General features: G+C 59.6%; 17 protein-coding genes. 9 read left to right on the top strand and 8 right to left on the bottom strand.

Annotated elements, in window-relative coordinates; genetic code table 11:
• Positions 1 to 23 precede the first annotated feature (23 nt).
• Positions 24 to 731, bottom strand: coding sequence for a 3'-5' exonuclease (locus tag ACMXYH_RS29865; RefSeq protein WP_415765763.1), 708 nt, complete (start codon positions 729 to 731; stop codon positions 24 to 26).
• The gene (locus tag ACMXYH_RS29860) at positions 728 to 2,668 is read right to left on the bottom strand and encodes a putative nucleotidyltransferase substrate binding domain-containing protein (RefSeq protein WP_415765762.1); all 1,941 of its coding nucleotides are present in this window, start codon (positions 2,666 to 2,668) and stop codon (positions 728 to 730) included. Before ACMXYH_RS29860 ends, ACMXYH_RS29865 begins: the two co-directional genes overlap by 4 nt.
• A gap of 253 nt (positions 2,669 to 2,921) precedes the next feature.
• Here ACMXYH_RS29860 and ACMXYH_RS29855 point away from each other — a divergent pair, with 253 nt between their 5' ends.
• Positions 2,922 to 3,368, top strand: a complete 447-nt coding sequence (locus ACMXYH_RS29855; protein WP_129440579.1) for a response regulator — start codon at positions 2,922 to 2,924, stop codon at positions 3,366 to 3,368.
• Positions 3,369 to 3,524: 156 nt separating this feature from the next.
• Here the strand turns inward: ACMXYH_RS29855 and ACMXYH_RS29850 are convergent, their stop codons facing one another.
• Positions 3,525 to 5,702: a malate synthase G gene (locus tag ACMXYH_RS29850; protein ID WP_415765761.1), complete on the bottom strand. Its 2,178-nt coding sequence runs from the start codon at positions 5,700 to 5,702 to the stop codon at positions 3,525 to 3,527.
• A 479-nt stretch (positions 5,703 to 6,181) separates the two neighbouring features.
• Here ACMXYH_RS29850 and ACMXYH_RS29845 point away from each other — a divergent pair, with 479 nt between their 5' ends.
• Positions 6,182 to 6,700 carry a glycine cleavage system protein R gene (locus ACMXYH_RS29845; protein ID WP_415765760.1) on the top strand — a complete coding sequence of 173 codons (519 nt, stop codon included), beginning with the start codon at positions 6,182 to 6,184 and terminating at the stop codon, positions 6,698 to 6,700.
• 215 nt (positions 6,701 to 6,915) lie between these two features.
• On the opposite strand, the gene rarD is transcribed toward ACMXYH_RS29845, so the two are convergent.
• From rarD to ACMXYH_RS29820, 5 genes are all read right to left on the bottom strand, one after another.
• A complete protein-coding gene (gene rarD, locus ACMXYH_RS29840) occupies positions 6,916 to 7,803 on the bottom strand; it encodes an EamA family transporter RarD (RefSeq protein ID WP_134420506.1) in 888 nt (295 codons plus the stop codon).
• A 176-nt stretch (positions 7,804 to 7,979) separates the two neighbouring features.
• Positions 7,980 to 8,954: a serine/threonine protein kinase gene (locus ACMXYH_RS29835; RefSeq protein WP_129440587.1), complete on the bottom strand. Its 975-nt coding sequence runs from the start codon at positions 8,952 to 8,954 to the stop codon at positions 7,980 to 7,982.
• A 209-nt stretch (positions 8,955 to 9,163) separates the two neighbouring features.
• The gene (locus ACMXYH_RS29830) at positions 9,164 to 11,065 is read right to left on the bottom strand and encodes a PhoX family protein (RefSeq protein ID WP_415765759.1); all 1,902 of its coding nucleotides are present in this window, start codon (positions 11,063 to 11,065) and stop codon (positions 9,164 to 9,166) included.
• A 58-nt stretch (positions 11,066 to 11,123) separates the two neighbouring features.
• Positions 11,124 to 11,888: a TOBE domain-containing protein gene (locus ACMXYH_RS29825; protein ID WP_134420502.1), complete on the bottom strand. Its 765-nt coding sequence runs from the start codon at positions 11,886 to 11,888 to the stop codon at positions 11,124 to 11,126.
• A 204-nt stretch (positions 11,889 to 12,092) separates the two neighbouring features.
• Positions 12,093 to 12,833: a ComF family protein gene (locus ACMXYH_RS29820; RefSeq protein WP_415765758.1), complete on the bottom strand. Its 741-nt coding sequence runs from the start codon at positions 12,831 to 12,833 to the stop codon at positions 12,093 to 12,095.
• Between the two features lie 92 nt (positions 12,834 to 12,925).
• On the opposite strand from ACMXYH_RS29820, the gene bioB reads away from it, so the two are divergent.
• From bioB to ACMXYH_RS29785, 7 genes are all read left to right on the top strand, one after another.
• A complete protein-coding gene (gene bioB, locus ACMXYH_RS29815; RefSeq protein ID WP_129440595.1) occupies positions 12,926 to 13,981 on the top strand; it encodes a biotin synthase BioB in 1,056 nt (351 codons plus the stop codon).
• Between the two features lie 136 nt (positions 13,982 to 14,117).
• Complete coding sequence (bioF, locus tag ACMXYH_RS29810) at positions 14,118 to 15,296, top strand: 8-amino-7-oxononanoate synthase (protein ID WP_415765757.1); 1,179 nt, start codon at positions 14,118 to 14,120, stop codon at positions 15,294 to 15,296.
• On the top strand, positions 15,289 to 16,020 hold the full coding sequence (locus tag ACMXYH_RS29805; protein WP_415765756.1) for an alpha/beta fold hydrolase: 732 nt from the start codon (positions 15,289 to 15,291) through the stop codon (positions 16,018 to 16,020). Before bioF ends, ACMXYH_RS29805 begins: the two co-directional genes overlap by 8 nt.
• Positions 16,013 to 16,825 (top strand): malonyl-ACP O-methyltransferase BioC, encoded by an 813-nt coding sequence (gene bioC / locus ACMXYH_RS29800; RefSeq protein ID WP_415765755.1) that lies wholly within the window; start codon positions 16,013 to 16,015, stop codon positions 16,823 to 16,825. The genes ACMXYH_RS29805 and bioC overlap by 8 nt, the downstream gene beginning before the upstream one ends.
• Complete coding sequence (gene bioD / locus ACMXYH_RS29795; protein ID WP_415765753.1) at positions 16,822 to 17,502, top strand: dethiobiotin synthase; 681 nt, start codon at positions 16,822 to 16,824, stop codon at positions 17,500 to 17,502. The genes bioC and bioD overlap by 4 nt, the downstream gene beginning before the upstream one ends.
• A 120-nt stretch (positions 17,503 to 17,622) precedes the next feature.
• A complete protein-coding gene (locus ACMXYH_RS29790) occupies positions 17,623 to 17,919 on the top strand; it encodes a pyrroloquinoline quinone biosynthesis protein PqqE (protein WP_129440603.1) in 297 nt (98 codons plus the stop codon).
• Positions 17,920 to 18,196: 277 nt separating this feature from the next.
• Positions 18,197 to 20,002 carry a phenylacyl-CoA dehydrogenase gene (locus ACMXYH_RS29785; protein WP_415765752.1) on the top strand — a complete coding sequence of 602 codons (1,806 nt, stop codon included), beginning with the start codon at positions 18,197 to 18,199 and terminating at the stop codon, positions 20,000 to 20,002.
• Positions 20,003 to 20,021: the final 19 nt, after the last annotated feature.

Here is a 20,021-nt window from a genome sequence, read left to right as displayed (position 1 = left end):
GCTACAAAGAGTTGCGGTGGCTGTCAGAAAGAAGGCGCTCGCTGCCGCCGCTTCCACTGACTCAACCGCTGCTGCAAATTCAACGGGCTATGAATCTGCATCTGCCGCGCCCGGCTGAACAGAATCAACGCCAGCTCAGCGGTGGCCAACGCATCGGCACTGGCATTGTGGCGCTCGAACACTTCCAGTTTGAACCAGTCGATCCACTGATCCAGCCCGGCATCGCGAATGTGCGCCTGAGGGCAAAGCAGCGGCGCGATATCGGCCACATCCAGAAACGGATGCTGCAACTTGTAGCCCAGATGATCTTTCAAGGCGCGCCCGAGCATGTGCTGATCGAATGGCGCGTGAAACGCCAGCACCGGGCTGTCGCCGACGAACTCCATCAATTCGACCAGGGCCTGAGCCGGATCACTGCCCGCGGCAATCGCACTCGGCCCCAGGCCATGGATCAACACACTGGGAGCCAACTTCATGTCGGCGCATTGCAACGTGCGTTCGAACTGCTGGCTGAAATCGATCGCGCCGTCCTCGATCACTACCGCGCCGATGGACAACACCCGATCTTTGTTCAGGTTCAGCCCGGTGGTTTCCAGGTCGAGCACCACCCAGCGCTGTTCGCGCAGGCTGCATTCGCCCAGCTCTGCCGCCGATGGCAAGCGTTGCAGACGTTGTTGAAGTTCGCCGGGAAGGCTCGGACCTGCCGGGCGCAGCCATGAAAACAGGCTCATAGCTGATACCGCAGGGCCAGGCTGCTTTGCAGGCGTTGTGCCTGGCGCAGGGATTCACGCAGGATCCGTCGATCCAGATGATTGAGGCTGTCTGGATCGACCCGGTTGGAGTAGGGCAAGTTCTCCCGAGTTTGTAGCTGATGTTGCTGCATGCGGGCTTGCTGGATGAAGTGATAGGCCTCTTCGTACGCGGCACCGTCCAGCCGTTCGATGACTTCTTTGTCCACCAATTGGCGAAAGCGCTCCAGCGTGTTGTTCGCCTCGACCCCATGGGCCAACGCGAGCAGTCGGGCACCGTCGACAAACGGCGTCAGCCCCTGGACTTTCAAGTCCAGAGTGGCTTTCTCGCCATTCTTGCGAGCCAGTACGAACTCACGGAAACGTCCCACGGGCGGACGATTGCGCAGGGCGTTCTCGGCCATCATCCGTTGGAACAGTCGGTTGTCATTCACCTGATCGAGAATGCCCTGACGCAGCTGCTCGCAGCCTTGCTCGTCGCCCCAGACCACCCGCAAGTCGAAATAAATGCTCGAACCCAACAGGTTCTCCGGCGTGGCTTCGCGGATAAACGCGGCAAAACGTCGTGACCACTCGGCCCGGGACAGACACAGCTCAGGGTTGCCGGCCATGATGTTGCCCTTGCACAGGGTGAAACCGCAGAGCGCCAGGCTCTGGTTGATCTGCTGGGCGATGGGCAGCAATTTGCCGCGAATCTCGGCGGCGTGGGCCGCGTCCCGGGCTTCGAACAGAATGCCGTTGTCCTGATCGGTGTGCAGCGTCTGTTCGCGGCGGCCTTCGCTACCGAAGCACAGCCAGCTGAACGCAATGCCGGGGCCGCCTTTCTCGGCGAGGGTCAGTTCGATCACCCGGCACACGGTGTGGTCGTTGAGCAGGGTAATGATGTGCGTGATCTGGGTTGAAGAGGCACCGTGGGCCAGCATGCGCTCCACCAGTTGGCCGATTTCGCCGCGCATCGCGACCAGATTTTCCACCTTCTGGGCGCTGCGAATGGTCCGCGCCAGGTGCACCAGATCGACCCGCTGCAGGGAAAACAGGTCACGTTCCGAGACCACGCCACACAGGCGATGATCCTTGACCAGGCAGACGTGGGCGATGTGCCGCTCGGTCATGGCAATCGCCGCATCGAAGGCGCTGTGGTCCGGCGACAGGTAAAACGGCGCCCGGGTCATGTGGCGTTCGATGGCTTCGTTGAAATCGTTAGTGCCGTCGGCCACCACATGGCGCAGGTCGCGCAGGGTGAAAATCCCCAGCGGCGCTTTATGTTCGTCGACCACCACAATGCTGCCGACCTGCTGCTCATGCATCAGGGTCACGGCTTCACGCAGTGGCGTGGCCGGGATGCAGGTGACCGGGTGGCGCATGGCCAATTCGCCCAGTCGGGTATTGAGCGAGTACTGGGTGCCGAGGGTTTCCACGGCTTTTTGCTGGACTTGCTGATTGACCTGATCCAGCAGGCTGCTCACGCCACGTAGGGAAAAGTCGCGAAACGCGTTGGAAAGCGCGAACAGTTTGATGAACGCCAGCTTGTTCAGCTGTAGGCAAAAGGTGTCTTCGGCCGCGAGGTGTTCGGTGCGGGTTGCACGCTCCCCCAGCAGCGCGGCGAGGGGGAAACACTCGCCGGTGGTGATTTCGAAGGTGGTTTCGGTCCCACCCTTAGCCGTGTGGGGACGCTCACCCACGACCCGGCCTTGTTTGACGATGTAGAAATGTTCAACCGGGCCGTCGGCGGGCTTGATGATGCTCTCGCCGGGCGCATAAAAACGCAGCTGACACTGCTCGACCAGGTACGCCAGGTGGGCGTGTTCCATTTGATTGAAGGGCGGGAAGCGCTGAAGGAATTGCAAAGTGCCCTGGATGTTCTGCAACACCGCGGTTTTCCCTGCCTGTGTGAAGGCGTCCGCTTTACTCATAACCATTACCGCAGTCTTTTTTGAATTGTTGTTGTCGGATGACTCAGCCATGGTCGGCCCCTGCGCGCAGGGTGCCCATTGGACGTAAGTCTAGGTAGGCAGTGAAGCTGGCGGCATTTGGGAAATGTCTGACGCAACTGTGGGAAAAACCTCCTGCATTGGCTATAGGAAAACTTTCCGACGAAGTGCACATTGAAGGTCTGCTTAGCGATGTCTGACGGATGAGCTAGGGAATAGAAATGAAAACGTAGAGTAAGCCATGTCCGACCACGATATTTTGAGCGACGCCGAGCGCGAGGCGCTGAGTGCCGTCATGCAGGAACCTGACCTGCCGCCGCAGCGGGTGCTGATCGTCGACGACGATAAAGACGCGCGTGAGCTGCTGTCTGAGATTCTTGCGCTGGACGGAGTGCGCTGCATGACTGCCGCCAGTGGCGAAACGGCACTCAAGATGTTGGAGACGATGCCATCGATTGGCCTGGTGATTACCGATCTGCGGATGGGGAATGTTGATGGCCTGGACCTGATCCGCCAGGTTCGTGAGTCGGTTCGGGCGGCATTGCCGATCATCATCGTTTCGGGTGACGCTGACGTAAAAGATGCGATCGCCGCGATGCATTTGAGCGTAGTCGACTTCCTGCTCAAGCCTGTCGATACCGGCAAGCTGTTGGCGCTGGTCAAGCATGAGTTGGGAATGGATGTGTAAATTGTTAAAGGATCAAAAGATCGCAGCCTTCGGCAGCTCCATGGGATTGCGTACATCTGTAGGAGCTGCCGAAGGCTGCGATCTTTTGACTTTGCTTTAAACAGAAAGGCCCTGATCTTTCGATCAGGGCCTTTTTTGTCCGGTGTCAGCGATTAGTTACAGGCCATTGGCAGCCTTGAACTCGCGGCGACGACGGTGCAGAACCGGCTCGGTGTAGCCGTTCGGCTGTTTGGTGCCTTCGACCACCAGTTCGACCGCCGCCTGAAAGGCGATGTTGCTGTCGAAGTTCGGTGCCAGTGGACGATACAGCGGGTCATTGGCGTTCTGACGGTCAACCACTGGCGCCATGCGCTTGAGGCTTTCCATGACCTGATCTTCGGTGACGATGCCGTGACGCAGCCAGTTGGCGATGTGCTGGCTGGAAATTCGCAGCGTCGCACGGTCTTCCATCAGGCCGACGTCGTTGATGTCCGGCACTTTCGAGCAACCGACGCCTTGGTCGATCCAGCGCACCACATAACCGAGAATGCCCTGGGCGTTGTTGTCCAGTTCGTTCTTGATCTGTTCTGCAGTCCAGTCTGGATTGACGGCCAGAGGGATGGTCAGGATGTCATCCACCGAAGCGCGTGCACGTTTGGCCAGTTCGGCCTGACGGGCGAACACATCGACCTTGTGGTAATGCAACGCATGCAGCGCAGCAGCGGTCGGCGATGGAACCCAGGCAGTATTGGCACCGGCCATCGGGTGAGCGATTTTCTGTTCGAGCATCGCTGCCATCAGGTCCGGCATGGCCCACATGCCTTTACCGATCTGGGCGCGACCTTGCAGGCCGGTGCTCAAACCGATATCGACGTTCCAGTTCTCGTAGGCGCCGATCCACTTCTCAGCCTTCATGTCCGCCTTGCGCACCATCGGGCCGGCTTCCATGGAGGTGTGGATTTCATCACCGGTACGGTCTAGGAAACCGGTGTTGATGAACACTACACGCTCGCTGGCAGCCTTGATGCAGGCCTTGAGGTTGACCGTGGTGCGGCGTTCCTCGTCCATGATCCCGACTTTCAGCGTGTTGCGCGGCAGACCGAGTACTTCTTCGATGCGCCCGAACAGCTCGTTGGTGAACGCCGCTTCTTCCGGGCCGTGCATCTTCGGCTTCACGATGTAGACCGAGCCAGTGCGGCTGTTCTTGCGCGAGTTGTTGCCGTTGAGGCTGTGGATGGCCGCGAGGCTGGTGACCAGACCGTCGAGGATGCCTTCCGGCACTTCGTTACCCTCTTTATCGAGGATCGCGTCGATGGTCATCAGGTGACCGACGTTACGCACGAACAACAGCGAGCGACCGTGCAGGCTCAATTCGCTGCCATCGAGGGCGGTGTAGGTGCGGTCGGCGTTCATGGTGCGGGTAAAAGTCTGACCGCCCTTGGAGACTTCTTCCGACAGATTGCCCTTCATCAGGCCGAGCCAGTTGCGGTAGATCACCACTTTGTCATCAGCATCGACGGCGGCGACGGAGTCTTCGCAGTCCATGATGGTGGTCAGCGCGGCTTCCATCAGGATGTCTTTGAGGCCGGCAGCATCGGTCTGGCCGACCGGGGTGCTGGCATCGACCTGGATTTCGAAGTGCAGGCCGTTGTTTTTCAGCAGGAGCGCGGTCGGTGCGGCTGCATCGCCGTGGAAACCGATCAGCTGTGCATCGTTGCGCAGGCCGGTATTGCTGCCGCCTTTAAGGGCGACCACCAGTTTGCCGTCAACGATCTTGTAGCCGGTGGAATCGACGTGAGTGCCGGCAGCCAATGGCGCCGCTTCGTCGAGGAAGGCACGGGCGAAGGCGATGACCTTGTCGCCGCGAACCTTGTTGTAGCCTTTGCCTTTTTCCGCGCCGCCAGCTTCGCTGATGGCGTCGGTGCCGTAGAGCGCGTCATACAGCGAACCCCAACGGGCGTTCGAGGCATTGAGCGCGAAACGGGCGTTCATCACCGGAACCACAAGCTGTGGACCGGCCATGCGGGCGATTTCGTCATCGACGTTTTGCGTCGTTGCCTGGAAATCGGCCGCTTCTGGCAGCAGATAACCGATGTCTTGCAAGAAGGCTTTATAAGCCACGGCGTCGTGTGGTTGACCGGCACGGGATTGGTGCCAGCCGTCGATACGAGCCTGGAAATCATCGCGTTTGGCGAGTAGGGCTTTGTTCTTCGGCGCCAGGTCATGAATGACCTTGTCGGCACCGGCCCAGAACTTATCGGCGGTGAGGCCGGTACCGGGAATGGCTTCGTTGTTCACGAAGTCGAACAGGACTTTGGCGACCTGCAGGCCACCGACTTGAACGTGTTCAGTCATTGCTTGCCTCACTCTGCTCAGCTATTTCGCTTTTCAGCTCTTCAATTTAACAATGAAGCCTCTGGCTATTTAAACCACAAACCCCTTCCACCAGTACATGCCATTTCGGGCGGCTGGGATGGAACCGATCAACGGCTTTGAGGCCTTGCTGATAGGGCTTTCAGGGCTGCGACTGTGCCTGTGGCAAACATCGATCCAACGTTATGTAGTGCGCGCTGCGGCATACTACATGATGAATTGCGCTTGTGAAAATTAGACTAATTACGTCGTACTGCGACCCCATGACGCATTGCGGTCACGTCGGGGAACGGGATGTTCTCAAAAAACTATTGGATTGTTCCAGTTAAATATAAAAACTTGTACACATAATCTTCATTGCGCTGCTATGGGGCTTTGGTTTTCTGAGACGCCGAGACGATTCCGGTCCCTTGCCTATACTTGGTCTTCTATAACAAAAGTCATGACAAGAGGGCTGCGCCATGGACCACCTCGTACTCACTGTTTTCGCTCCGGACAAGCCAGGGCAGGTCGAGCGCATTGCCCAATGCATCGCCGAGCATGGCGGCAACTGGCTGGAGAGCCGCATGTCACGCATGGCCGGGCAGTTCGCCGGGATTCTTCGTGTGGGCGTGCCGGCCGAGGCCTACCACGAATTGGTCGATGCCCTACAGGCGTTGTCCGCCCATGGCATTCGCGTGCTGATTGCCGAAAGCGGCATCGAGCAATCCTGCACCTGGAAACCGATAGCCATGGAATTGGTGGGCAATGACCGCCCGGGGATCGTACGCGACATCACGCGTCTGCTGAGTGAGCAGGGGGTGAACCTGGAGCGTCTGGTGACCGAAGTACGTCCGGCGCCGATGAGCAGCGAGCCTTTGTTTCACGCGGAAGCAATTCTGGCAGTGCCGCTGACGTTGTCCCTGGACGTGCTGCAATCGCGGCTGGAAACCCTGGCGGATGATTTGATGGTCGAATTGGTGCTGCGCAGTGAACCCTGAGCAGGTTATCCAAGTTATACGTGCACCTGCCTGTGGATAACCTGTAGAGACAGCCCGCCAGGCCACGTCGTTCGGGGTTCTTCAGGATTTGATCAAAAAATCAGCAGTTTCAGGGACTTGCGCACAAACGCCGGGGATCACGTTGTGGATAACCTTGGGAAGGATTGATGCAGGCCACGGTAGCCGTGGCCTGCAGAGGTTTGTGCGTTTTTTGATCAGCTGCGGCGACGCAGACTTATCCACGCGTCGATGCTGTAAACCGCCAGGCCCGCCCAGATAAAGATGAACGCTACCAGTGTGCTCGACGACAAATGTTCGCCAAACAGCAGAACGGCCTGCAACAGCACCAGCGTTGGCGCCAGGTACTGGAGGAATCCCAGCGTGGTGTAGGGCAAATGCCGCGCAGCGGCGTTGAAACACACCAGCGGCACCAGCGTCACCGGACCGGCGGCCACCAGCCACCAGGCTTCGGATGTGGTCCAGAACTCGGGCTGAGCGCTTGTGGCCGTCTGATTGAAAAGCAGCCAGGCAATGGCAATCGGCACCAGCATCCAGGTTTCCACCACCAGACCCGGCAGCGCCTTGACCGGTGCCTGCTTACGGATCAGTCCGTAGAAACCGAAGGTCAGCGCCAACACCAATGACACCCACGGCAGACTGCCGACTTGCCAGACCTGTTGCGCGACGCCGACCGCCGCCAGGCCAACCGCCAGCCATTGCATGCGCCGTAGCCGTTCGCCAAGGATCAGCATGCCCAACAGCACGTTCACCAGCGGGTTGATGTAGTAACCGAGACTGGCTTCGAGCATGCGCCCGTTGTTCACCGACCAAACGTAGGTCAGCCAGTTGGCTGCGATCAGCGTGCCGCTCAGGGCCAGGACCGCCAGGCGTTTCGGGTTATCACGCAACTCGCGCCACCAGCCCGGATGTTTCCACACCATCAGCAGCAAGGTGCCGAACAGCGCGGACCAGAGCACTCGGTGGATGATGATCTCCACGGCGGGCACGCTGGCGATGGCTTTGAAGTAGAGCGGGAAAAGTCCCCAGATGATGTAGGCACTCAGGCCCAGGATGTACCCGCGACGCGGGTTGGCGGCTTGCATGCAGAATCCTTGCTTAGGCAGCTAACAAAGAGGGGATTGTAAGGAGATTTGCAGGAATGGTCGCGGACCAATGTGGGAGCGGGCTTGCTCGCGAAGACGGTGCAACATTCAACATTGATGTCGACTGCCAGACCGCCTTCGCGAGCAAGCCCGCTCCCACAGGGGATCTGTGTTCGTCAGAAGAGCTTCAATGGCTCTTCGTTGAGCGCAGCCAACTGTTCACGCAACGCCAACACCTGATCGCCCCAATACCGCTCCGTACCGAACCACGGAAAACTGTGCGGGAACGCCGGGTCGTCCCAGCGGCGGGCGAGCCAGGCGCTGTAGTGCATCAGGCGCAAGGCGCGCAGCGGTTCGATCAACGCCAGTTCCCGCGGATCGAAGTCGTGGAACTCGCTGTAGCCGTCCATCAATTCCGACAACTGACCGAGACATTCCTGACGATCACCCGCCAGCATCATCCAGATGTCCTGCACCGCCGGGCCCATGCGGCAGTCGTCCAGGTCGACGATGTGGAACATCTCGTCGCGGCACATCATGTTGCCGGGATGGCAGTCGCCGTGCATGCGGATGTTCTTGTGCGGCGTAACGTTGTAGACCTCTTCCACACGCTTGAGCAGGTCGCGGGCCACGGACTCGTAGGCCGGCAGCAGGCTTTTGGGTACGAAATTGCCCTCGAGCAATGTCGTCAGCGAGTCATGACCGAAGTTCTTCACGCCCAGCGCTTCACGGTGTTCGAACGGTTTTGTAGTGCCGACGGCGTGCAGGCGACCGAGCAGTTGCCCCAGGCGATACAGCTGATCGAGATTGCCCGGCTCCGGCGCACGGCCGCCACGGCGGGGGAACAAGGTGAATCGGAAACCGTTGTGTTCGTGCAGGCTGGCACCGTTGTGAATCATCGGCGCGACCACCGGCACGTCGCACTCGGCGAGTTCGAAGGTGAATTGGTGCTCTTCGAGAATTGCTTCGTTGGTCCAGCGCTGCGGACGGTAGAACTTGGCGATCAGCGGTTCGGAGTCTTCGATACCGACCTGATAGACACGGTTCTCGTAGCTGTTGAGCGCCAGAATGCGCGCGTCGCTGAGAAAGCCGATGCTTTCGACGGCATCGAGCACGAGGTCTGGGGTGAGGGTTGCAAACGGGTGGGCCATGCTGACTCCTGCGCGCGGCAGGCTGCCGCGTCCGGCCAAGCATGGTAGCGCAGACGGGGCTTCTTTAGGGGGTGGGCTTGAGGTAAGTGTTGTCTGGGCTGACGCATTCGCGAGCAAGCCCGCTCCCACACTGGATCTCCTGTGTGTCACAAATAGTGTGAACGCCAACGATCCAGTGTGGGAGCGAGCTTGCTCGCGATGGCGGCCAATCAGGCGCCGACGACCCCACCGTCTTCACGGGAAATTGCCATCACCGAAGACCGCGGTTTGCCATTGGGCAGATGCTCAGGGAACGTCGACCCGCCGTTCTCCCCCGGATGCTGAATCCCGACAAACAAGGTCTTCTGATCCGGCGAGAAGCTGATCCCCGTCACCTCGCAGCCCACTGGCCCGACCATGAAACGACGAATCTCCCCGGTTACCGGGTCGGCACACAGCATCTGATTGTTGCCCATGCCCGCGAAATCACCGGCATTGCTCGAATCGCCATCGGTGAGAATCCACAACCGCCCAGCCTTGTCGAAACCCAAGCCGTCCGGGCTGTTGAACATGTTTTGCGGTGTGATGTTCGACGAACCGCCCTTCGGCGTGCCCGCGTGGACGCCCGGATTGCCGGCGACCACGAACAGGTCCCAGGCAAAGCTTTTCGAGCCGTGATCGTCCCGGTCAGTGCGCCAGCGCAGAATCTGCCCGTAGACGTTTTTCTCGCGCGGGTTCGGTCCGCCCACCGGCTGGCCATCCTCGCCACGCTTGGCGTTGTTGGTCAGCGTGCAATAGACCTGGCCATCCTTGGGGCTGACGACGATCCATTCCGGGCGGTCCATGCGCGTGGCCTTCACCACACTTGCGGCGAGGCGGGCGTGAATCAACACTTCGGCCTGATCGGCGAAACCGCTGCTGGCGTCGATGCCGTTTTTACCGTGGGTCAGTTCGATCCATTCGCCTTGGCCTTTCGGATGATCGGCATTGCCGTCGCCCGCGTCGAAGCGCGCCACGTACAAGGTGCCGTGGTCCAGCAGGTCGCGGTTGGCCTTGGGGTTCTTGTGGTTGATCTTGTCGCGACTGACGAATTTGTAGATGAACTCGCCGCGCTCATCATCGCCCATGTACACCACGGCGTGACCATCACTGGTTTCGGCCAGGGCGGCGTTTTCATGTTTGAAGCGGCCCAACGCGGTGCGTTTGACTGGCGTCGATTGCGGGTCGAACGGGTCGATTTCCACGACCCAACCGTGACGGTTGAGCTCGTTGGGGTTTTTCGCCAGGTCGAAGCGCTCGTCGTGTGGGTGCCAGTTGATCTCTTTGCTGGCCGCCACTGCGCCGTAGCGTTTCTGCGCGGCGTCGAATTTTTGCTCGGCATTGCTGCTGCCGAAGCAGTCAGTGAAGTTTTCTTCGCAGGTCAGATACGTGCCCCACGGCGTCTTGCCGTTGGCGCAGTTCTGGAAGGTGCCAAGGACGTTCTTGCCGTGAGGGTCGGCACTGGTTTTCAGCAGCGCGTGGCCGGCGGCCGGACCGCTCAGGTTGATCGGCGCGTTGCCGTGAATGCGCCGGTTGTAGCGCGAGCCCTGGACGAAATCCCACTGGCCGTTCTTGCGCTGCACTTCGATCACCGACACGCCTTCACAGGCCAATGCCTTGCGCACGTCAGCAGCCGATTGCGGCATGCCGCCGTGGGCGTAGAGGTAGCGATAGTTGGTGTATTCGTTGTTGATCGCCATCAGCGCCCGGTTGTTGTCACCGGGAAACTCGAACAGGCTCATGCCGTCGTTGTTGTCGCCGAACTGGAGTTCTTGATGCTCGGCCGTGCCGTTGCCACTCGGGTCGAACACCGGGCCGTTCTTCTGCAGGGGTTGGCCCCAACTGATCAATACCGAAGATTTATAGCCTGGCGGTAGAGTAATGGCGTCGCTGGTGGCGGCGGGAATACTGTCAAAACCCAACAGTTTGCTGGAGCCGGCGTTGACGCTGGCGGCCAGCACGCTGCGGCTCAGCAGGTTGCCGCCCATGAACATCGCTGCACCGCAAAGGGCGCCAGCGCTGATGAAGCCTCGGCGGCTGAGGCCGACCATGTTCTCGAGGTCGGTGGATTGGTTGTCTTCTAATAGGCTCACATCAGGCTCCCTGCGGGTTTTTGCAGTCACCTTAATGAGCGTTAATGACACTTGTGTTTCAAAGCGGTGTACCGAGTAAAACGTTGGATGGCGCGAACTGCACCAGCACCGGTTTGTCCGTCGTCAAACCGAGGGTTCTCAAGTGCAGCGGTTCGGCCAGCGCGCAGAGTGTCTGGCCGTTGGGCAGGCCGATTCGAACTTCACTGGGGCCGTCCTCGGCGTCGAGAATTTCTTCGATGATGCCCTTCAGGCAATTATTGCCGGGTGTTGCCACTTGATCGATGCCCAGCAACTCCAGCCAGCCGGCCTTGATCAGTGCGACCACTTCGGTGCCGGTTTCGAGGTCCAGACGCAGGGTGCTGTCGTGAGTGATCTGCGCATCGATGCTCAAGCCTTCGGCCAGCTCGAGACGAATTCGGTCGTTGTGCCCTTGGGTATCAATCGCCACAACCTTGCCATGCAGTTGATTGCGCGCGCTGGTTCTGAGCATCAGTCGGCCGAGCAGGTCGAGATCGCTGGCATCTTCGGCGGCTTCCAGCACCTGAGCCTGCAAGGCTTGCAGCTTTTGATACAGGCGCAATACACGCTCGCCTTCGCTGGAGAGTTTGGCGCCGCCGCCGCCCTTGCCGCCGACACTGCGCTCCACCAACGGTTTTTGCGCAAGGTTGTTCAGCTCGTCGATGGCGTCCCAGGCTGCTTTGTAACTCAGCCCCGCGCTTTTCGCGGCGCGGGTAATCGAGCCTTGTTCGGCGATGTGTTGCAGCAACGCGATGCGCTGCGGACGACGGACAATGTGCTGGGACAACAATGTAGGCAAGGACATGGCAAGACGCTTTGGGCTGTGGCGATGGGACCGACGTTGGCGGCTTGGGGCCCGGGAGTCAAGTCAGGTGTAACACTGTCCAGTGTGGGAGCGGGCTTGCTCGCGAAGGTGTCAGTTCAGTCGACATCTCTGTTGAATGTCAGTCCGTCTTCGTCGGAATACCGCCCGGAGCGAGCCCGCTCCCACAGGTTTTGTTCCCTGGGGTTAAACCGCATCGCCGGGCTTGGGTGTGCGAGCCAGACAATAGACGTCCACCCGCGCGGCGCCGGCGTCCATCAACAGACGAGCCAAGGCTTGCGCCGTGGCGCCGGTGGTCAACACATCGTCCACCAATGCTAAATGACGACCCTTGATGCACGCATCGGGTGTCAGAGCGAAGGCGTTGCGCAGGTTCTTTTTGCGGGCCTCGGCATTCAGGTCCTGTTGGGCGCTGGTGTCCTGAATCCTCAGCAACAGCGTTTCATCGCACGGAATGTCGAGGCTGGTGCTGAGCCAGCGGGCGAGCATCGCGGCCTGGTTGAAACCCCGTTTACGCAGTCGTTTGGAGGCCAGCGGAACCGGGATTAGCGCGTCGGGTCGATTCAGGTCTTCATCGAAGCGATGTTGCAGAAACTGAGCGAGAAGTTCGGCGAGCAGGAGACCAAACGGCCACTTCGCAGAGTGTTTGAAGCGTGTGATCAACGTGTCCACCGGAAAGCTGTAAGTCCAGGGCGTAGCGACCCGTTCAAAGGCTGGCGGTTGTTTCAGGCATTGGCCGCAGGTCAGGCCAGCGGTGGGCAACGGCAGGGCGCAGGTTTGGCATTGATCGCCAAGCCAGGGCAACTCTGTTTCACAGGCCATGCAGATGGGTGTGCATTCATCGGCGGGTTCTGAACAGAGCAAACAGAATTGGTCGTTTTTTAACCAGATGTAAACCGGTCCTTCGTATCGTGGTTGACAGCGCATGAGTCTTCCTTAAATATGCCGAACATCCGTGTCGCGTCTGTGGGTATTCCATTCCCCAGTCGCTTGCCAAGCATAAAACAAAGGAAACGCCCATGAGCGCCAGCACCACTGCAACCCTGCGTCATGACTGGTCTTTGGCCGAAGTCAAAGCACTCTTCGTTCAGCCATTCAATGACCTGTTGTTCCAGGCGCAGACGGTGCACCGCGCGCATTTCGACGCCAATCGGGTCCAGGTGTCGACGCTGCTGTCGATCAAAACCGGTGCCTGCCCGGAAGATTGCAAATATTGTCCGCAGTCCGGTCACTACAACACCGGCCTGGAAAAAGAAAAACTGATGGAAGTGCAGAAGGTCCTCGAAGAGGCCGCTCGCGCCAAGGCCATCGGTTCGACCCGTTTCTGCATGGGTGCGGCGTGGAAACATCCGTCGGCCAAAGACATGCCTTACGTGCTGGAAATGGTCAAAGGCGTGAAAGCCATGGGCCTGGAAACCTGCATGACCCTCGGTCGCCTTGATCAGGACCAGACCGTCGCTCTGGCTGACGCCGGTCTCGACTACTACAACCACAACCTGGATACCTCGCCTGAGTTCTACGGCAGCATCATCACCACCCGCACTTACAGCGAGCGCCTGCAAACGCTGGCCTACGTGCGTGAGTCCGGGATGAAGATCTGCTCCGGCGGCATTCTCGGCATGGGCGAGTCGCTTGATGATCGCGCCAATCTGCTGATCCAGCTGGCTAACCTGCCGGAGCACCCGGAGTCGGTGCCGATCAACATGCTGGTGAAAGTCGCCGGAACGCCGCTGGAAAATGCCGACGATATCGACCCGTTCGACTTCATCCGCATGCTGGCTGTCGCACGTATCCTGATGCCGCAATCCCACGTGCGCCTGTCCGCCGGCCGCGAAGCGATGAACGAGCAGATGCAGGCCCTGGCGTTCTTCGCCGGCGCGAACTCGATTTTCTACGGCGATAAGCTGCTGACCACCGCCAACCCGCAGGCCGACAAGGACATGCAACTGTTCGGGCGCTTAGGGATCCTGCCAGAAGCGCGTGAAGAGCACGCTGACGAAGTGCATCAGGCCGCGATCGAACAAGCGCTGGTTGAGCAGAAGAGCAGCGAGCAGTTCTATAACGCGGCTGTTTAATCGCCCTATCGATTCCCTGTAGGAGCTGCCGCAGGCTGCGATCTTTTGATCTTTTTTTTAAGGGCAAAATCAAAAGATCGCAGCCTGCGGCAGCTCCTACAGAGGCTCGTGCCAATTTCCCACTCGCGAGGCCTGCATGTCTTTCGATCTCAGCGCGCGCCTTGCTGCCCGTCGTGCCGAAAATCTCTACCGCCAACGCCCATTGCTCGAAAGCCCTCAAGGCCCGGAAGTGGTGGTCGATGGTCAGCCGTTGCTGGCGTTCTGTAACAACGACTATCTGGGCCTGGCCAATCACCCGCAAGTGATCGAGGCCTGGCGCACCGGTGCGGCCCGTTGGGGCGTCGGCGGCGGGGCGTCGCATTTGGTCATTGGGCACAGCAGCCCGCATCATGCGCTGGAAGAGGCCCTGGCCGATTTCACCGGTCGCCCGCGCGCGCTGTTGTTCACCACCGGTTACATGGCCAACCTTGGCGCGGTCACTGCGCTGGTCGGGCAGGGCGATACGGTGCTGGAAGACCGGCTCAATCACGCGTCCCTGCTGGATGCAGGTCTGTTGTCCGGTGCGCGCTTCAATCGCTATCTGCACAACGACGCGGCGAGTCTGGCCAAGCGTCTTGAGAAGGCGACCGGCAATACCCTGGTGGTCACCGACGGTGTGTTCAGCATGGACGGCGATATCGCCGACCTGCCAGCGTTGGCTCGGGAAGCCAAGGCCAAAGGTGCATGGTTGATGGTCGATGACGCTCACGGCTTTGGTCCGCTGGGCGCCAATGGTGGAGGGATCGTCGAGCATTTCGGTCTGAGTCAGGAAGATGTGCCGGTTTTGGTCGGCACTCTCGGCAAGGCATTCGGTACGGCCGGGGCTTTTGTCGCCGGCAGCGAGGAGCTGATCGAGAGCCTGATCCAGTTCGCCCGTCCCTACATTTACACCACCAGCCAGCCGCCGGCGCTGGCCTGCGCGACGCTGAAAAGCCTCGAATTGCTGCGCACTGAACACTGGCGTCGTGAGCATCTGAAGACGCTCATTGCCCAATTCCGCCACGGTGCCGAACAGATCGGCCTGGAGTTGATGGACAGCTTCACGCCGATCCAGCCGATCATGATCGGCGATGCCGGGCGCGCGGTTCGACTGTCGCAGATGCTGCGTGAGCGCGGTCTGATGGTCACTGCGATCCGTCCACCGACCGTGCCCGCCGGCAGCGCCCGACTGCGTGTGACCCTGACTGCCGCGCACAGCGAGGCGCAGGTACAGCTATTGTTAAATGGACTGGCCGATTGTTTTCAACAACTGGGACCGGAGCCAAGCCATGCGTAATCGTCTGATTCTGCTGCCCGGCTGGGGCCTCGGAATTTCTCCACTGGAGCCCTTGGCGGCGGCGTTACAAGGACTGGATGAACACTTGCGGGTCGAGATCGAGCCGTTGCCGGAACTGGAATCGAGCGATCTTGAAGAGTGGCTTGATGAGCTGGACTCGACGTTGCCTCAGGACGCCTGGCTCGGCGGCTGGTCGCTGGGCGGCATGCTCGCTTCAGCGTTGGCGGCCCGGCGCGGCGATCGCTGCTGCGGCTTGCTGACGCTGGCGAGCAATCCTTCTTTTGTCGCCCATGAGCAATGGCCAAGCGCGATGCCTGCCGAAACCTTCGATGCGTTTCTGGCCGGCTGCAAGGCTGATCCGCGCATGACGTTGAAACGTTTCTCGCTGCTCTGCGCTCAGGGTGCCGAAGACCCGCGCGGGTTGTCTCGGCTGTTGCTCGGTGGCGCGCCACACACTTCGGCAGAGGTGCTGATGAGCGGCCTGGAGTTGCTCGCACAACTGGATACCCGCCAGGCTTTGCAGGCGTTTCGCGGCCCGCAACTGCACTTGTTCGCCGGCCTCGATGGACTGGTTCCAGCCGAAGCGTCGGGCGACCTGCTGACATTGCTGCCGGATGTTGAAATTGGTCTGATCGAGCAGGCCAGTCACGCGTTTCTTCTGGAAGATCCCCACGGTGTGGCGGGGGCGATTCAGGCCTTTTTGCATGAGTCCGGTGATGACTGATTTATCCCTTCCCAACCTGCCCGGCGGTTTGCCCGACAAACGCCAGGTGGCGGCATCTTTTTCCCGTGCGGCGGCCAGCTACGACAGCGTGGCCGAATTTCAGCGCGATGTTGGCAGTGAATTGTCGAGTCGTTTGCCGGAGGACTTCGTTCCGGGTGTGTGGCTGGATCTGGGCTGCGGCACCGGGCATTTCAGCCGTGCATTGGGCGAGCGATTTCCTGCAAGTCACGGACTGGCACTGGACATCGCCGAAGGCATGCTCAATCACGCCCGGCCGTTGGGTGGTGCAACGCATTTCATCGCTGGCGATGCCGAGCGGTTGCCCTTGCAGGATTCGACCTGCGATCTGATCTTCTCCAGCCTGGCGGTGCAGTGGTGCGCGGACTTCGCTTCGGTGCTCAGTGAAGCCAATCGCGTATTAAAACCTGGCGGAATTTTCGCGTTTGCTAGTCTGTGCGTGGGCACACTGTTAGAGCTGCGTGACAGCTGGCGTCAGGTGGATGGCATGGTGCACGTCAATCGCTTCCGCGAGTTCGGGGTTTATCAACAGCTTTGCGCGGACAGTGGGTTGAGCGTCGTGAGTCTGGAAACCCGACCGCACGTGTTGCATTACCCGGATGTGCGCAGCCTGACCCATGAGCTGAAGGCGCTGGGTGCACACAACCTGAACCCCGGTCGGCCGGGTGGTTTGACCGGCAGGGCGCGGATCCTCGGATTGATCGAGGCTTATGAGCAGTTTCGTCAGGCCGAAGGATTGCCGGCGACTTATCAAGTGGTCTACGCCGTTTTGGAGAAACCCTTATGAGCGCAGCCTATTTCATCACCGGCACTGACACTGATGTCGGCAAGACCACCATTGCCGCAGGTTTACTGTATGCTGCGCGGTCGGCCGGTTTAAGCACGGCGGCGGGCAAGCCGGTCGCCTCCGGATGCGATGTGACGCCCAAGGGCTTGCGCAATGCCGATGCGTTGGCGTTGCTGGCGGAGTGCTCAGTGCCTTTGACTTATGCACAGGTCAACCCTGTGGCGTTCGAACCACCGATCGCACCGCATCTGGCAGCGCGGGAGGCCGGCGTGGCATTAACGGTGCAATCACTGTTGACGCCCATGCGGGAAATTCTCGAGATGCAGGCGGATTTCACCTTAATCGAAGGTGCTGGCGGCTGGCGGGTGCCTTTGGCAGGTCAGGACAATTTGTCGGACCTGGCGATGGCGCTGGATCTGCCGGTGATCCTGGTGGTGGGCGTGCGTCTGGGTTGCATCAACCATGCGCTGCTGACGGCCGAGGCGATTGCTCAGGACGGTTTGCAGTTGGCGGGGTGGGTGGCCAATATCATCGATCCGAAGACTTCGCGTCTGGAAGAAAACCTTGCGACACTCGCTGAGCGGATCCCGGCACCGTGTCTGGGGCGTGTGCCGAAACTCAAATTGGTGACGGCTGAAGCGGTGGCGGAGCATCTGCAACTGGATCTACTGGACTGAGTTTTCTGGCAGGGGTTTTAACTATGACAAGGCACTGTGCCATTAGTGTTTTTGTCGGGCCTTTTGTCAGTGGGTCTGGTTCAATGGCCGCTGTTGATCCTTTGTAGGACGAGTTCTCCCATGGAAATCTCAGGAAACACCGCTTTTTATGCCGGTCTGAGCACTATTCAGACAGGGCAGAACCGTGTCGATCAGGCCTCTGGCCAGATCGCCAACACGACGATCGAGCGTTCGGTGACCAGCCAGTCCTCCGAGGCTCAGGTTGATCGTCTGCGCTCGGTAGATCGCAGTCAGCAGTCGGACCTGGCCAGCAATATGGTCGAGATGTCCCAGGGCAAATTTCAGGTTGAACTGGGTGTCAAAGTCGCCAAGGCATCCGACGAAGTGCTCGGTACGCTGATTGATACCTACGCTTGAACCCTCGCTGAACCCGCCCCCTCAACGCCGCGACTATTCGCGGCGTTTTTCTGCGTGAATCCTTCTCCCTCAACTAATCTTTCCTCCACCGCGCATTGCTCAGGCGACGGTGTTGGGCTGCTGTGGATCTGGTATTTGCCTCGGGTGATGACGAACGGCAAAAGATCGGCGCTTGACAAGATTTAGGCGTAAACGTATGTTTCAAACAACTGTTTGACCGCCACAACAAAACAACGCGGTCGTTCATTCCCGGTTACATCAGCAGAGGTTTATCGCTATGCCTGACTACAAGGCCCCCTTGCGTGATATTCGCTTCGTTCGTGACGAACTGCTCGGCTACGAAGCGCACTATCAGAGCCTTCCGGCTTGTGCAGACGCAACTCCAGACATGGTTGACGCCATTCTCGAAGAAGGCGCCAAGTTTTGTGAGCAGGTGCTGGCTCCGCTGAACCGCGTGGGTGACACCGAAGGCTGCACCTGGAGCGAGTCCGGCGTTAAAACCCCGACGGGCTTCAAAGAAGCCTACAAACAATTCGTCGAAGGCGGCTGGCCAAGCCTGGCTCACGACGTAGAGCACGGCGGCCAAGGCCTGCCGGAATCTCTGGGTCTGGCTGTCAGCGAAATGGTTGGCGAAGCCAACTGGTCGTGGGGCATGTACCCAGGCCTGTCCCATGGCGCGATGAACACCATTTCCGAGCACGGCACGCCTGAGCAGCAAGAGGCTTACCTGACCAAGCTGGTTTCCGGCGAATGGACCGGCACCATGTGCCTGACCGAACCGCACTGCGGCACCGACCTGGGCATGCTGCGCACCAAGGCTGAACCTCAGGCCGACGGTACCTACAAAGTATCCGGCACCAAGATCTTCATCTCGGCCGGTGAACACGACATGGCCGACAACATCGTCCACATCGTGCTGGCACGTCTGCCGGATGCACCGGCTGGCACCAAAGGCATTTCGCTGTTCATCGTTCCCAAGTTCATGCCGAACGAAGACGGTTCGGTCGGCGCACGCAATGCTGTGACCTGTGGTTCCCTGGAACACAAGATGGGCATCCACGGCAACGCCACTTGCGTGATGAACTTCGACGCGGCCACCGGCTTCCTGATCGGCCCGGCGAACAAAGGCCTGAACTGCATGTTCACCTTTATGAACACCGCCCGTCTGGGTACTGCGCTGCAAGGTCTGGCTCACGCCGAAATCGGCTTCCAGGGCGGCCTGAAATACGCTCGCGATCGTCTGCAAATGCGCTCCCTGACTGGCCCGAAAGCGCCGGAAAAAGCCGCTGACCCGATCATCGTTCACCCTGACGTACGTCGCATGCTGTTGACCATGAAGGCCTTCGCCGAAGGTAACCGTGCGATGGTTTACTTCACCGCCAAGCAAGTCGACATCGTGAAATACGGCGTGGACGAAGAAGAGAAGAAGAAGGCCGACGCACTGCTGGCGTTCATGACTCCAATCGCCAAAGCTTTCATGACGGAAGTCGGCTTCGAATCCGCCAACCACGGCGTGCAAATCTACGGCGGCCACGGCTTCATCGCCGAGTGGGGCATGGAGCAGAACGTTCGCGACAGCCGTATTTCGATGCTGTACGAAGGCACCACCGGTATCCAGGCACTCGATCTGCTGGGCCGTAAAGTGCTGATGACCCAAGGCGAAGCCCTGAAAAGCTTCACCAAGATCGTCCACAAGTTCTGCCAGACCAACGAAGGCAACGAAGCGGTCAAAGAGTTCGTCGAGCCATTGGCTGCGCTGAACAAAGAGTGGGGCGAGCTGACCATGAAGGTCGGTATGGCTGCCATGAAAGACCGCGAAGAAGTTGGTGCGGCGTCGGTGGATTACCTGATGTACTCCGGTTACGCTTGCCTGGCTTACTTCTGGGCTGACATGGCGCGTCTGGCTGCCGAGAAACTGGCTGCCGGCACCACCGAAACGGCGTTCTACACCGCCAAGCTGCAGACTGCGCGCTTCTACTTCCAGCGCATCCTGCCGCGTACCCGCACTCACGTTGTCACCATGCTGTCGGGCGCTAACAATCTGATGGACATGAAAGAAGAAGACTTCGCGCTGGGTTACTAAGCCTCACGCCGCTCTTCAA

The sequence above is a fragment of the Pseudomonas frigoris genome (assembly GCF_047758635.1).
GTDB classification, from domain to species: Bacteria; Pseudomonadota; Gammaproteobacteria; order Pseudomonadales; family Pseudomonadaceae; genus Aquipseudomonas; species Aquipseudomonas frigoris.
Note: the sequence above shows the minus strand (reverse complement) of the source record. Positions and strands in the feature narration are given on the sequence as shown.

Excerpts from the sequence above, each read along its gene's own strand:
- ACMXYH_RS29850 (WP_415765761.1), bottom strand. The coding sequence starts at position 5,702 with ATGACTGAACACGTTCAAGTCGGTGGCCTGCAGGTCGCCAAAGTCCTG.
- bioF (WP_415765757.1), top strand. The coding sequence starts at position 14,118 with ATGTCTTTCGATCTCAGCGCGCGCCTTGCTGCCCGTCGTGCCGAAAAT.
- bioC (WP_415765755.1), top strand. The coding sequence starts at position 16,013 with ATGACTGATTTATCCCTTCCCAACCTGCCCGGCGGTTTGCCCGACAAA.
- rarD (WP_134420506.1), bottom strand. The coding sequence starts at position 7,803 with ATGCAAGCCGCCAACCCGCGTCGCGGGTACATCCTGGGCCTGAGTGCC.
- ACMXYH_RS29825 (WP_134420502.1), bottom strand. The coding sequence starts at position 11,888 with ATGTCCTTGCCTACATTGTTGTCCCAGCACATTGTCCGTCGTCCGCAG.
- ACMXYH_RS29865 (WP_415765763.1), bottom strand. The coding sequence starts at position 731 with ATGAGCCTGTTTTCATGGCTGCGCCCGGCAGGTCCGAGCCTTCCCGGC.
- ACMXYH_RS29835 (WP_129440587.1), bottom strand. The coding sequence starts at position 8,954 with ATGGCCCACCCGTTTGCAACCCTCACCCCAGACCTCGTGCTCGATGCC.
- ACMXYH_RS29845 (WP_415765760.1), top strand. The coding sequence starts at position 6,182 with ATGGACCACCTCGTACTCACTGTTTTCGCTCCGGACAAGCCAGGGCAG.
- ACMXYH_RS29860 (WP_415765762.1), bottom strand. The coding sequence starts at position 2,668 with ATGGTTATGAGTAAAGCGGACGCCTTCACACAGGCAGGGAAAACCGCG.
- ACMXYH_RS29805 (WP_415765756.1), top strand. The coding sequence starts at position 15,289 with ATGCGTAATCGTCTGATTCTGCTGCCCGGCTGGGGCCTCGGAATTTCT.
- ACMXYH_RS29820 (WP_415765758.1), bottom strand. The coding sequence starts at position 12,833 with ATGCGCTGTCAACCACGATACGAAGGACCGGTTTACATCTGGTTAAAA.
- ACMXYH_RS29855 (WP_129440579.1), top strand. The coding sequence starts at position 2,922 with ATGTCCGACCACGATATTTTGAGCGACGCCGAGCGCGAGGCGCTGAGT.
- bioB (WP_129440595.1), top strand. The coding sequence starts at position 12,926 with ATGAGCGCCAGCACCACTGCAACCCTGCGTCATGACTGGTCTTTGGCC.
- bioD (WP_415765753.1), top strand. The coding sequence starts at position 16,822 with ATGAGCGCAGCCTATTTCATCACCGGCACTGACACTGATGTCGGCAAG.
- ACMXYH_RS29790 (WP_129440603.1), top strand. The coding sequence starts at position 17,623 with ATGGAAATCTCAGGAAACACCGCTTTTTATGCCGGTCTGAGCACTATT.
- ACMXYH_RS29785 (WP_415765752.1), top strand. The coding sequence starts at position 18,197 with ATGCCTGACTACAAGGCCCCCTTGCGTGATATTCGCTTCGTTCGTGAC.